10 protein-coding genes are annotated in these 12,943 nt (G+C 25.3%); 9 read left to right on the forward strand and 1 reads right to left on the reverse strand.

Going from position 1 to position 12,943, the window contains the following annotated elements; all coding sequences use genetic code 11:
* Nucleotides 1-9: 9 nt before the first annotated feature.
* Nucleotides 10-804: a type I methionyl aminopeptidase gene (gene map / locus D9V77_RS01145; protein WP_158338263.1), complete on the reverse strand. Its 795-nt coding sequence runs from the start codon at nucleotides 802-804 to the stop codon at nucleotides 10-12.
* A gap of 251 nt (nucleotides 805-1,055) precedes the next feature.
* Between map and rpsB the strand changes: the two genes are divergently transcribed.
* The 9 genes from rpsB (at nucleotide 1,056) to dnaE (ending at nucleotide 12,723) form a co-directional block, all read left to right on the forward strand.
* Entirely contained in the window at nucleotides 1,056-1,790 is a 735-nt protein-coding gene (gene rpsB, locus D9V77_RS01150) for a 30S ribosomal protein S2 (protein ID WP_158338265.1), read from the forward strand.
* Nucleotides 1,791-1,865: 75 nt separating this feature from the next.
* Nucleotides 1,866-2,675, forward strand: a complete 810-nt coding sequence (tsf, locus tag D9V77_RS01155; protein WP_158338267.1) for a translation elongation factor Ts — start codon at nucleotides 1,866-1,868, stop codon at nucleotides 2,673-2,675.
* Between the two features lie 50 nt (nucleotides 2,676-2,725).
* Nucleotides 2,726-3,454 carry a UMP kinase gene (gene pyrH, locus D9V77_RS01160; RefSeq protein WP_158338269.1) on the forward strand — a complete coding sequence of 243 codons (729 nt, stop codon included), beginning with the start codon at nucleotides 2,726-2,728 and terminating at the stop codon, nucleotides 3,452-3,454.
* A 78-nt stretch (nucleotides 3,455-3,532) separates the two neighbouring features.
* Nucleotides 3,533-4,090, forward strand: a complete 558-nt coding sequence (gene frr, locus D9V77_RS01165; protein WP_158338271.1) for a ribosome recycling factor — start codon at nucleotides 3,533-3,535, stop codon at nucleotides 4,088-4,090.
* A 79-nt stretch (nucleotides 4,091-4,169) separates the two neighbouring features.
* Nucleotides 4,170-5,366 (forward strand): 1-deoxy-D-xylulose-5-phosphate reductoisomerase, encoded by a 1,197-nt coding sequence (ispC, locus tag D9V77_RS01170; protein ID WP_158338273.1) that lies wholly within the window; start codon nucleotides 4,170-4,172, stop codon nucleotides 5,364-5,366.
* Between the two features lie 81 nt (nucleotides 5,367-5,447).
* Nucleotides 5,448-6,203 (forward strand): polyprenyl diphosphate synthase, encoded by a 756-nt coding sequence (uppS, locus tag D9V77_RS01175; protein WP_158338275.1) that lies wholly within the window; start codon nucleotides 5,448-5,450, stop codon nucleotides 6,201-6,203.
* Between the two features lie 163 nt (nucleotides 6,204-6,366).
* On the forward strand, nucleotides 6,367-8,778 hold the full coding sequence (gene bamA, locus D9V77_RS01180) for an outer membrane protein assembly factor BamA (protein ID WP_158338277.1): 2,412 nt from the start codon (nucleotides 6,367-6,369) through the stop codon (nucleotides 8,776-8,778).
* A 159-nt stretch (nucleotides 8,779-8,937) separates the two neighbouring features.
* On the forward strand, nucleotides 8,938-9,408 hold the full coding sequence (gene fabZ, locus D9V77_RS01185) for a 3-hydroxyacyl-ACP dehydratase FabZ (protein WP_158338279.1): 471 nt from the start codon (nucleotides 8,938-8,940) through the stop codon (nucleotides 9,406-9,408).
* Nucleotides 9,409-9,456: 48 nt separating this feature from the next.
* Nucleotides 9,457-12,723, forward strand: coding sequence for a DNA polymerase III subunit alpha (gene dnaE, locus D9V77_RS01190; RefSeq protein ID WP_261979293.1), 3,267 nt, complete (start codon nucleotides 9,457-9,459; stop codon nucleotides 12,721-12,723).
* The last annotated feature ends 220 nt before the right edge of the window (nucleotides 12,724-12,943 follow it).

Genomic DNA, 12,943 nt, shown 5'->3' on the forward strand with positions numbered 1-12,943 from the left:
TTTAAAAATTTAATTTGTGTTAACTAATTTTCGAGAAATGTTTTCATCTTTTTGCCATGTTAAAATTTCACACCCATATTCTGTTACTAACACAGTATGTTCATATTGTGCTGATAAAGAATGATCTTTAGTTTTTACAGTCCATCCATCTTTCATACACTCTACTTGAGAATTTCCAGAATTAATCATGGGTTCAATGGTAAAAATCATTCCTTTTTCTAAGATAATATTATTTTCTTTGTTTTGATAGTGTAGTACATGAGGTTCTTCATGAAAATCACGACCGATACCATGACCGCAATATTCTTTTACAACAGAAAAATTATGTTTTTCAACATAATTTTGAATAATTCTACCAACTTTGTATAAAGGTATGCCTGGTTTAACTGTTTTTAAAGAGAGGTAAAGGCTTTCTTGAGCAATTTGACACAAACGTTTAGATAAAAGACTAGTTTTACCTATAAAAAACATTTTTGAAACATCACCATAATAGTTATTTTTCATAACTGCTACATCTATATTAACTATATCTCCTTCTTTGAATATTTGATTTTTATTGGGAATTCCATGACATACTACATCATTAATGGAAATACAAATAGATTTTGGAAATCCATGATAGCCTAAACATGCTGGAATAGCTTTTTGTTTGTAAACAATATAATCATGACAAATTTTATTGATATCTTCAGTGCTTATCTTTGGTTGAAGATGTTCTTTAATCATTTCCAACACTTCAGCTGCTAATTTTCCAGATGTTCGTATTTTTGCAATTTCTGATTCTGTTTTAATTATACAACTCATAATATTTTGCCATTTTTTTGTGTCAATTTTTTAAATTTCAAATATATATAAATTATACTTTAAAATAGATATTTTTTTAAAATTTAATGATAAAATTATATAAATAATTAATAATTATTCGTTTTTTTAATATAAAAATATGATATAAATTATTTTATATAATATACAAAATAAAAATTAAGATATTAATCTTTAGTTTTATTACATATAATATTTTAAAGCTATTTAATATTTTAAAATTAGAGGTAATTATGGAAATAGTATCAATGCGTGATATGTTAAAAGCAGGAGTTCATTTCGGTCATCAAACACGTTATTGGAATCCAAAAATGAAACCTTTTATTTTTGGAACCCGCAATAGAGTTCATATTATTAATTTAGAAAAGACGCTACCAATGTTCAATTTCGCTCTTTCTGAATTAAGAAAAATTTCTTTAAGAAAAGGAAAAATATTATTTGTAGGTACTAAAAGAGCGGCTAGTCAAGGAATAAAAGAGTCTGCTATTAATTGTGAACAATTTTATGTGAATTATCGTTGGTTAGGTGGAATGCTGACAAATTGGAAAACTGTGCGACAATCTATAAAGCGTTTAAAAGATCTAGAAATAGAATCTAAAGATGGTACTTTTTCTAAATTAACTAAAAAAGAAGCGTTAATAAGATCACGTGAACTGTATAAATTAGAAAATAGTTTAGGCGGAATTAAAAATATGGGAGGATTACCTGATTGCTTATTTATTATTGATGCCGCACATGAAAATATTGCAATAAGAGAAGCTAATAATTTAGGAATCCCTGTATTTGCCATAGTTGATACTAATTCCAATCCTGATGGGGTAGATTACATTATACCTGGAAATGATGATGCTATTCGTTCGGTTAATCTATATTTAAAATACGTATCAACTATTGTTTCTAAGACTAATAATCAAAATTCCTTAGATAAGGAATTAATTAATTTTAAAAAAAATACAGATGTTCAATAAAAGCCATTGATTTAAATTTTTTTAAAAAAATCCTTATGAAATTTAAATGAATAATTCATAAAAAAGGAAACTAATATGACGATTACCAATGTTAACTCTTGTCTTATTAAAGAACTAAGATTTCGTACAGGAGCAGGTTTCTTAGAATGCAAAAGAGCATTGTTAGAAGAAAATGGCGATATTGAGTCAGCGATTGATAACTTGCGTAAAGTAGGAAAATTAACTGCTGAAAAAAAAACAAAGAATGTTACTAATCAAGGTATGATTTTTTCAAAAATTCAAAATAATATTGGTGTTATGCTTGAATTAAATTGTGAAACTGATTTTGTATCTAAAGATAATTCGTTTATTTGTTTAGGTGAAGAAATCATATCAAAGGCATTAGAAAGTAAATTAAAAGAGATTGATCAGGTAAAAAATATTTTTGAGTCAAAGAGAACAGATTTGGTTTTCAAAGTAGGTGAGAATATTAATATACGTCGCTTCTATTTTATGGAAGGCGAAAATATTTTTTCGTATCTTCATGGAACTCGTATTGGTGTTTTAGTCAGCGCTAGTTCTTTAGATAAAATAATATTAAAAAACATTGCTATGCATATAGCTGCAAGTAAGCCAGAATATTTATGCCCAAAAAATGTATCTAGTGCGGTTTTTGATCGTGAATATCAAATTCAATTAGAATTAGCGAATGCTCTTAAAAAACCTCCTAATTTGTTAAAAAAAATTATAGATGGAAGAATGAATAAATTTGTTAATAATATCTCCTTGACAGGTCAGAGTTTTATCATGGACCCTTCAAAAACAGTAGGAGATATTTTAAATCAAAACAGTGCATATATTATGTCTTTTATCAGATTTGAACTAGGTGAAGTTATCTCTAAATAAACTATAGATTTAAAACATATTAATATAAAAATATATTTAGGTTGAGAAATATGTCTACAAATAAGAAGTTTATATATCGACGTATTTTATTAAAGATAAGTGGAGAAGTATTACAAGGAGTTAATAAATTTGGTATTGATATAAATTCTTTAAAAAGAATAGCAAAAGAAGTGCAAGCTATAGTAAATATTGGAATTCAAGTAGGTTTAGTTATAGGTAGTGGTAATTTATTTCGTGGTGCAGAATTATCTAAATTAGGTCTTAAACGAGTAGCTGCTGACCATATTGGTATATTATCAACAGTTATAAATAGTTTGGCTATGAGAGATACAATAAATTCAATTTCTTCTATTAAAACTTGTTTAATGTCTGCAATTCCGTTAAATGGTATCTGTGAAATATATAGTTGTGAACGAGCAATAAATTTATTATCTAATAATGTTGTTATTATTTTTGCCGCAGGGACGGGAAATCCCTTTTTTACAACGGATTCAGCCGCCTGTCTACGAGGTATTGAAATAGAATCTGATATCATTTTAAAAGGTACTAAAGTAGATGGAGTATATTCAAAAGATCCAAAAAAAGATAATAATGCTATTTTATATAGACAATTAACATATAAAGATGTTCTTAAAAAAGAATTAAAAGTAATGGATTTAGCAGCTTTTACACTAGCTCGAGACTATCATTTACCCATTCGAGTTTTTAATATAAACAAACCAGGATCTTTATATCGTATTATGATAGGCAATGATGAAGGAACTCTTATCACTAGATAAATTTTTAAAAAATATTAATAATATTTATTTTTCAAAATAATGTCTTTTAAATATGAAATATATTATATAGGTGATAATGTGATTAATCAGATTAAAACAAAAACTTGCGAACAAATGGAAACATGTATTCAAACATTTCAGAACAATATTAATAATATCAAAACTGGTCGAGCATCACCCACATTACTTCATAATATTTATATTGAATATTTTGGTTCTAAAACTTCTTTACGTCAAGTATCTAATATAATCGTTGAAGATACTCATACTCTTAAAATTAACGTTTTTGATGATTCTATTACATCTTTAATCAGAAAAGCTATTTTGAATTCAGATCTTGATTTAAATCCAATTTTACAGGGAAAAGATATACTAATACCAATACCAGTACTAACAGAAGAAAGAAGAAAGAAATTAATTAAGGTAATTCGCAATGATGCCGAAAATAGTCGTATTAAAATTCGTAATATTCGCAGAGATTCAAATGATAAGATTAAGAGACTTTTTAAAAATAAAATGATTAGTGAAGATAATGAACATATTTCACAAACTAAAATACAAATAATGACAGATGAATATATAAAAAAAATAGATTCTATTTTATCTAAAAAAGAAATAGAACTGATGAAGTTTTAAAAATATATATATTATATCCGAAAGTCTAAATTAGAAAATTTATATAAAATTTAATAATTTTTTATTATCAAGAATATTTATGAAAAAAATCACTATTTTAGGATCAACAGGTTCTGTGGGTATTAGCACTTTATCTATTATTCAACAAAATCCAAATTTATTTAAGGTAGTTGCTTTAGTAGCCAATACAAATGTTTCTGCTATGTTAAAACAATGTGAATTATTTTCTCCCGATTGGGTAGCTATGAGAGATGAGAAATGCGCTTATATATTGAGAAAAAAATTAAAACGTAGAAAAATAAAAACTCAAGTACTTTTTGGAGAAAAAGATATTTGTGCATTAGCTTCATTAAAAGAGATAGATCAAGTTATATCTGCCATTGTGGGAATGGCTGGTTTATTGCCAACATTATCAGCAATAAAGGCTGGAAAAATAATATTATTAGCTAATAAAGAGTCTTTAATTACATGTGGCGATTTATTTATGAAAGCATTGTCTTTAAGTGGTGCTAAAGTTCTTCCTATTGATAGTGAACACAATGCTATTTTCCAAGTTCTGCCTTCAGAAGTTCAAAAAAATTTAGGTACAGCTAATTTAAAAGAAAATAATATTAAGCATCTGATTTTAACGGGTTCTGGAGGACCATTTTATAAATTTCCTTTATCTGATCTATCTAGTATAACTCCTGAGCAAGCATGTTCGCATCCCAATTGGTCCATGGGAAAAAAAATTTCTGTAGATTCAGCAACTATGATGAATAAAGGTTTGGAATATGTTGAAGCACGATGGTTGTTTAATGCTTTAGAATCTGAAGTTAAAATTTTAATCCATCCCGAATCAATTATTCATTCTATGGTGCAGTATTCTGATGGTGCTTTATTAGCGCAATTATCAGTTCCTGATATGAGAATTTCTATTTCATATGCAATGTCTTGGCCAGATCGTATTGATTCAGGGGTAGACTTTTTAAATTTTTCTAAAATAAATAACTTATCTTTTTTTGAGCCTAATTTTATTCAATTTCCATGTTTGAAGTTAGCTATTGATTCTTTTTCTGAAGGTCAAGCTGCTATGATTGTTTTAAATGCTGTGAATGAAATTGCTGTAGCAGCTTTTCTTGAATCTAAAATTTCTTTTACTAAAATTTATGAGGTCAATATTGAAATATTAACATCTTTGTATTTTTCACAACCTCGTTGTATTGAAGATATTTTGGAAATTGATAGAAAAACAAGAATATTAGCTGAAAATAAAGTATTGTCTTTAGTATGTTGACTATATATTATTAATTTATTAATTACTTAATTCAGAATATTTTAATAAAATTCTGTTTTTCAAGAGAAATATATATGTATTATGAAGTATAAACCTTTATTAGAATACAAGAATAAACATCAAGAAATAAGTCCGTATCATGTGGCAATTATTATGGATGGAAATGGACGATGGGCTAATCAACAAGGGAAAATACGCATTTTAGGTCATAAAGAAGGTTTTAAAGCAGTAAGAAAAGCCATAAAATTTTCTATTAAAAAAAAAATAAAAATATTAACATTATATGCTTTTAGCAGCGAAAACTGGAATCGTCCGTTATGTGAAATTAATTCATTAATGGAATTGTTTGTATTTGCATTAGACAGTGAAATTAAAAATTTAAAAAAATATAATATTAAATTAAAAGTTATTGGTGATATAACATATTTTAATAAAAAGTTACAAAAAAGTATTTATAATGCAGAACAACTTACTTTAAATAATACTGGTTTAATTTTAAATATAGCTGCAAATTATGGTGGAAGATGGGATATAATTAAGGGTGTCAAGAAAATTATTAATAAAGTTCAGCAAGGAGTTTTACAAATAAATAACATCAAAGAAAATACCCTCACTCAACATTTGTCTACTAGAAAACTTCTTCCAGTAGATTTAGTCATTAGAACAGGAGGAGAAAAGAGAATTAGTAACTTTTTATTATGGGAAATAGCTTATTCTGAATTGTATTTTACTGATGTTTTATGGCCTGATTTTGATCATAATATTTTCCAAAATGCTATAAATTCTTTCATATCTCGTGAACGTCGTTTTGGAGGATTTAAAGGATATGAGAAATAGCATGTTTTTATATCATTAACATTTTTTGATAAACAATTTAATGAAAAATACAAACAATAAATCAGTATCTTTTAAATTTACTTTATAATTTCTCCTAACTTGTAAATATTGCTAATATATTCTACAAAGGAAGAAATCTATTGCAGGAAAAATTATAATAATAATGTTAATTAAAAATTTTTTTATAGCTTTTTTGATCTTTTTTAATGTAGTAGCTTGCGCAAAAAATACATGGATTGTGAAAGATATCCAATTTAAAGGATTAAAAAATTTTTCACAAAATGAAGCATTAAAAAATATTGTTTTTAATATTGGTAATGAGATATCTCAAAATGATATAAATAATAGTATTAAGTCTTTATTTAAAACTGGAAGATTTGAAGATATTCAAGTTTTCTCTTCAGAAAAAACTCTTGTTTTCAATATTAGAGAAAGACCTATTATTTCTGATGTTGTTGTTTCTGGCAACTATATTGTTAAAAATTCTATTTTAGATGCATTTTTAAAAAATTTAAATATTAAAAAAGGGAGTTCTTTTAACGATTATTTTATTAATGTTTTCATTAAAACAATAGAAACCTTTTATTGTGATCTCGGAAGATATAAACCAAGTGTAAAAATATTAAAAACTTTTTCTAAAAATAATATTGTTAATTTAAAAATACTCATTAATGAAGGTCTTCCAATAAAAATTAATAATATTAAAATACTTGGCATTCAACATTTTCCTACAGAAAAAATTATTTCATTATTTAAGTTAAAAGATCATCGTTCTTGGTGGAATTTTTTAGATAAATGCACGTATTCTCCAAAGCAATTAAATAGTGATTTAGAACATCTAAAAGATTTTTATTTAAATCATGGATATTTTAATTTTCATTTGAACAGTAAAAAAGTAGATTTTTTTCAAAATAACAATAAAGTAAATATTATAATCAATATTTCTGAAGGTAAAAAGTATAGAATTTCAGATTTTTTTATTAATGGTAATGTATTTCCATATGAAAAATTGATTAAAAGTTTTATTAAAATTAATCGCAACGAAGTCTACAGTAAAGAAAAAATTGATTTTATAGTAAATAAAACTATAAGATTTTTATCTGAAAAGGGATACATTAATGCTTCAATTGAAGTTGATCCAAAAATTGATTATGAAAAAAAAACAATTGTTTTAAATTTTAATATGGATTTTAAAAATCGTTTTTCTGTAAAAAGAATTCGTTTTGTAGGAAATGAAATAACTCAAGATGATGTTTTACGGCGCGAAATGAAACAAATAGAAGGTAAGTATTTTAATGTAAAACTAGTAGAATTAGGTAAAAAGTTGTTAGAAAACACAAAATATTTTAGCAATGTTGAAATAATTACAAAATTAAATTCTCGTAAATCTAATCAAGTAGATATTATTTATAAAGTTAAAGAACAGTCTACAGGGTCTATAAATTTTGGTTTGGGATATGGAGTAGACAGTGGTACGAGCTTTAATACTTCTTTTTCTCAAGAAAATATATTGGGTTCTGGAAATTCTGTGAAAGCTAGTTTTATTAAAAATAATAATCAAAAATATGCTGATATATCAATGAGTTATCCATATTTATTTTCTAATAATAGCGTAGATTTTAATACTAGATTTTTTTATAATGATTTTAAATATAATTTTAATAGTATTTCAAATACTATAAAAAATACCTATGGATTTGAAAGTAATTTAGGTTTATTAGTTAACAATGCTAATAGAGTAAACTTTGGATTTGGATATACTCATAATGGTATTAATAATAAAGCAAAAAAAATAGGTTCCATTTTAGAAGAAAATACTTTATTAGATACTACAATATTTTTAAAAAATAGTGTAGTAGATGATTTTACTTTAAATTACTCTTGGATATATAATAGTTTAGAATATTTTTATTTTCCTATTTCTGGTAACCAAACATATTTTGGTGGTAAAAATACCGTCCCAGGTTCGGATAATAATTTTTATAAAACAGTATTAGATAGTGAAGAATATATTCCATTAAATAAAGAAAAAAGCTTTATTTTTTTAAGTCATATCTATATGGGAATAGGGAATAGTTTTGATAAAGAAAAACTACCCTTTTATGAGAATTTCTATGCTGGTAGTGGAAATAATATTCGTGGTTTTCGAATGAATACTATCGGTCCTAAAACTATTTATAATGATACTGATTTAAAAGATTGTGTTGGATATAAAAAAAATAACAACGTATGTGAATCGATTGATTCTATTGGGGGAAATTTAACTTTAGTTTCTAATTTAGAGCTAATTGTACCTCTTCCTTTCATAAAGGATAAATATTCTAAATTTCTTCGTGCTTCTTTGTTTTTCGATTTTGGTAATGTTTGGGATACTCAATCTGATGATATGAAAAATATTAATTCTTTTTCATTTTTAAAAGATAATATATTCAATGATATTTATTCATCAGTCGGTCTATCACTACAGTGGTTTTCTCCAATTGGCCCATTGGTTTTTTCTTATGGTATTCCTCTTCAAAAAAATAAAAATTATCAGTTGGAACAATTTCAATTTAATTTTGGTAAAAATTGGTGATGTGCATAATGAAAAAAAATTTTTTTTAAATAGATCTATTTATACAAATAGAAAATATTAGATCTTTTTAATAATTGAAAAAATAATATATTTAAATTTATTTTTGTATTTTTTAAAAAATGTTAATTTGAATAAAATGTTTAAAATAAGGTAGATATTTTGAATTTTACAAATAACCAGTTAAACATTAAAACAATTTTAAAAATTTTACCCCATGGTTATCCTTTTTTACTGATTGATCGAGTTTTAAATTTTGAAACGTTTAAGTATTTAAAAGCAATAAAAAACTGTACTATAAACGAACCATGTTTTCAAGGTCATTTTCCAGATGATCCGATTTTTCCTGGCGTATTAATTATTGAAGCTATGGCTCAAGCTGCAAGCATTCTAATATATAAGAGTATAAAATATAAGAGTATAAATGAATTAAATATAAATAAATTATATTATTTTGTTGGTATAGATAATACTCGTTTTAAGAAAACAGTTATTCCAGGTGATCAAGTATTGATAGAAGTAAAAGTTTTAAAATCCAATAAAAATATTTTAATTTTTAAAAATACAGCTTTAGTGAACAATGATGTTGTTTGCAAATCTGAAATTATTTTTGCTCAAAAATATTTATTTTAAAAATATAGATATATAAATATATATATGTATATAAATTTCGGAAAATATATGAATGAACCAGAATTTATTCATCTTCATGTTCATAGTGATTATTCCATTATTGATGGATTATCTAAACCTGAAGACTTGGTTAAAAAAGCAGTATCTTTAAAAATGCCTGCTATGGCAATAACTGATTATAATAATCTATATGGTGTAATAAAATTTTATAATATAGCTCATAAATTAGGTTTGAAACCTATTATTGGCGTCACAGTAAAATTTTTTTCTGATTTAATAAATAACGAATTAACAAAATTGACTTTATTAGCTTCCACTCAAAAGGGATATAAAAATTTAATTTCATTAATTTCTCATGCATATAAAAAAGGATATGTTAATAACAATGATGTTACTATTGAAAAAAAATGGTTATCAGAAATTAATAAAGGATTAATATTACTTTCTGGAGGTTCTCAAGGTGAACTGGGAAAAGTTTTACTTCAACGTGAATCATTATTGATATCTTCTTGTTTGTCATTTTATCAGAAATATTTTCCTGATTCATATTATTTAGAATTAGTTCGTACTAACCGAGAAAATGAAGAAAAATATTTACGTTTAGCTATAGATTTGTCTTTATCTACAGGTGTTCCTGTTGTTGCTACTAATGATGTTTGTTTTTTGAATAAAGAAGATTTTAAAGTTCATAAAATCAGAATTGCCATTCATGAAGGTGAAATATTACAAAATTCAAAAATTCAAAATAATTATAGTAATCAACAATTTTTAAAAAGTGAACAAGAAATGTCTGATCTTTTTTCAGATATTCCAGAGGCATTGATAAATAGTGTAGAAATTGCAAAGCGTTGTAACGTTTTTATACATTCAGGAAAATATTTTTTACCTCAGTTTCCAACTGGCAAGATAAGCGTTGAAAATTATTTGATTGCACAAGCATATAAGGGAATAAAAAAACGTTTAAGTCTTTGCATTTCAAATAATAAAAAACATAAACATATTTACGATCAATATAGAAATCGTTTGGATATGGAATTAAATGTAATTAATAAAATGGGTTTTCCAGGATATTTTTTAATTGTCATGGAATTCATACAATGGGCAAAAGATAATAATATACCAGTAGGTCCCGGACGAGGTTCTGGAGCAGGTTCTCTTGTAGCATATGCTTTGAATATTACTGAGATAGATCCATTGTCTTTTGATCTTTTATTTGAACGATTTTTAAATCCCGAACGTATTTCAATGCCTGATTTTGACATCGATTTTTGTATGGAAAAACGTGACAAAGTAATTGATCATGTTTCAGAAATATATGGAAGAAATGCAGTAGCGCAAATTATTACTTTTGGAACATTAACAGCAAAAGCTGTTATTCGAGATGTAGGTCGAGTTTTGGGCTACCCATATGGATTTATTAATAAATTGTCTAAGTTAGTACCTTTAGATCCTGGAATAACTTTAAATGAAGCTTTTTCTAAAGAATCTGAATTGTCTAATCTGTATAAAAACAATGAAGACGTTAAAAATTTAATTGACGTTGCTAAAAAACTAGAGGGTACTAATAGAAATGTTGGAAAACACGCAGGAGGTGTAGTTATTTCACCTACTAAAATTACTGATTTTTGTCCGTTATATTGTGATGAAAAGGGTAATAATCCTATAACTCAATTTGATAAAAATGATATAGAATATGTAGGATTAGTAAAATTTGATTTTCTTGGTCTACGTACACTTACTATCATTAATAGTACAGTAGAAATGATTAATCGAAAACTTAGATTTCATAAAAAAAATTTAATCAATATTAATTTAATCCCTCTCGATGATGTTAAATCTTTTAATTTATTAAAAAAATCTGAAACTACTGGTGTGTTTCAATTAGAATCGTATGGTATGAAAGATTTAATTAAAAGATTACAACCTGATTGTTTTGAAGATATAATTGCTTTAGTAGCACTTTTTAGACCTGGTCCTCTGCAATCTGGAATGGTTGATAATTTTATCAATCGAAAACATGGACGTGAAAGTATTTCATATCCTGATCCTAAGTGGCAACATGTTTTATTAAAACCTATACTAGAATCAACATATGGAATTATATTATATCAAGAACAAGTAATGCAAATAGCACAAGTTTTAGCAGGTTATACACTAGGAAGTGCAGATATTTTAAGACGCGCAATAAGTAAGAAAAATTTCAAGGATATGTCAAAACAACGTGCTATATTTGAATCAGGAGCTTTAAAAAATGGAATTAATAAGAAATTATCAATAAAAATTTTTGATTTATTAGAAAAATTTGCAGGATATGGATTTAATAAGTCTCATTCTGCAGCGTATGCTTTGGTTTCATATCAAACTTTATGGTTGAAATCACATTATCCTGCTGAGTTTATGGCTGCAGCTATGACCTCTGATATAGATAATACAGACAAAATTGTTATTTTAGTTAATGAATCTTTAAATATGGGAGTAAAAATTATTCCACCGAATATTAATTTAAGTAAATATGAGTTTTACGTAAATGATGAAAATAACGTAGTTTACGGTATGGGTGCTATTAAAGGTATAGGAGAAAATTCAGTACAAAATATTGTTCAAGAACGTAAAAAAAATGGATTTTTTAATGATTTATTTGATCTTTGTATGCGTATTGATGCTAATAAAATAACTCGAAGAGTATTAGAAAAATTAATAATGTCTGGAAGTTGTGACTGTTTTAATAAAAATAGAAATTACCTACTTAAATCAATTGATGATGCTATAAATGCATCAAAAGAATTTCTTAGAGCAAAATTTTTTAAACAAGAAAGTCTTTTCGGTTTTTTTAAAAATGAGTTAAGTCAAGTAAAAAAAAATAATTTTATTAATTTAACATGCTCGGAAAAAAATAAATTAGAAAATGAGTATCAAGTATTAGGTTTTTATCTGACAGGGCATCCTATTGATCGATACACAAAAGAATTAAAAGCTTATGTAAATGGAATCACATTATCACAATTAAAATTATTCGAAAAAAATAAGAAGGTTTTAGTTGTAGGTATTATAGTTTCTATTAAAGTGAAAATAACTAAAAATAAGAATCGTATAGCTATTTTAATATTAGATGACAATACAAATCGTGTAGAAATTGTAATTTTTACAGATTTACTAGATCTATATGAATCTCTTTTAAAGTTAAATCAACTTTTATTTGTAAAAGGTATTTTAAATGTTAATGCTATTAATAAAAACATTAAAATAATAGCTTATGATCTTATGGATTTAAGTATAGTAAGAAAGAATCATATAAAAAAATTAACAATTATATGAGACGAAGAGAAAACAGACTAGTTTTTTAAATAAGTTATACACAAATATTCAGAAAAAACAATTTAAAGGAAATATACTTGTTCGTATTTCTTATCATAAAAAAAGAGTGTATTTAAATTCAAAATTAAATAAAAAATAGTTCGTTATCATTACTGATGATTTTTAAAATGAATTAAAATTATTAGTGGGATTAAAAAAAATACAATTAGAGTATATTTAA

Origin of the sequence: Buchnera aphidicola (Sitobion avenae) (assembly GCF_005082585.1) — a bacterium.
Taxonomy (GTDB): domain Bacteria; phylum Pseudomonadota; class Gammaproteobacteria; order Enterobacterales; family Enterobacteriaceae; genus Buchnera; species Buchnera aphidicola_Z.

Bases quoted from the DNA above. Each gene is read 5' to 3' on its own strand.
- map (WP_158338263.1), bottom strand. From the start codon at position 804: ATGAGTTGTATAATTAAAACAGAATCAGAAATTGCAAAAATACGAACA.
- rpsB (WP_158338265.1), top strand. From the start codon at position 1,056: ATGGAAATAGTATCAATGCGTGATATGTTAAAAGCAGGAGTTCATTTC.
- tsf (WP_158338267.1), top strand. From the start codon at position 1,866: ATGACGATTACCAATGTTAACTCTTGTCTTATTAAAGAACTAAGATTT.
- pyrH (WP_158338269.1), top strand. From the start codon at position 2,726: ATGTCTACAAATAAGAAGTTTATATATCGACGTATTTTATTAAAGATA.
- ispC (WP_158338273.1), top strand. From the start codon at position 4,170: ATGAAAAAAATCACTATTTTAGGATCAACAGGTTCTGTGGGTATTAGC.
- uppS (WP_158338275.1), top strand. From the start codon at position 5,448: ATGAAGTATAAACCTTTATTAGAATACAAGAATAAACATCAAGAAATA.
- bamA (WP_158338277.1), top strand. From the start codon at position 6,367: ATGTTAATTAAAAATTTTTTTATAGCTTTTTTGATCTTTTTTAATGTA.
- dnaE (WP_261979293.1), top strand. From the start codon at position 9,457: ATGAATGAACCAGAATTTATTCATCTTCATGTTCATAGTGATTATTCC.